The organism is Marinicauda pacifica, from assembly GCF_004793635.1.
Classification (GTDB): domain Bacteria; phylum Pseudomonadota; class Alphaproteobacteria; order Caulobacterales; family Maricaulaceae; genus Marinicauda; species Marinicauda pacifica.
The window spans coordinates 1-300 of the sequence record NZ_SRXV01000136.1 but is presented as its reverse complement, the minus strand read 5'-3'; the positions used below and the strand labels follow the sequence as shown (position 1 = coordinate 300).

The following is a 300-nucleotide window of genomic DNA, read 5'->3' as shown; positions in this document are numbered from 1 at the left end:
CCTCGTCCGGCGACATCGTGCGCCACCAGCTCGACAAGTTCGCGCTCGTCGTGACCGTGAACCTGATCGGCTCGTTCAACTGCGCGGCCGGGGCTGCCGAAGGCATGCTCAGCCTGGACCCGACGAAGAGCGGGCGCGGCATCATCGTCAACACCGCCTCGGTCGCGGCCCAGGACGGCGAGATCGGCCAGGTCGCCTACGCCGCCTCCAAGGGCGGCATTTACGGCATGACCCTGCCGATGGCGCGCGATCTGGCGCGCGAGGGCATCCGCGTGAACACCATCCTGCCCGGCTTCTTCG

The 300-nt window shown here is 69.0% G+C and carries 1 protein-coding gene; it reads left to right on the top strand.

Features of this window, described 5'->3' with window-relative positions; all coding sequences use genetic code 11:
- Positions 1-300: SDR family NAD(P)-dependent oxidoreductase (locus tag E5162_RS14700; protein WP_135945984.1), on the top strand; the 300-nt coding region annotated here is incomplete at both ends.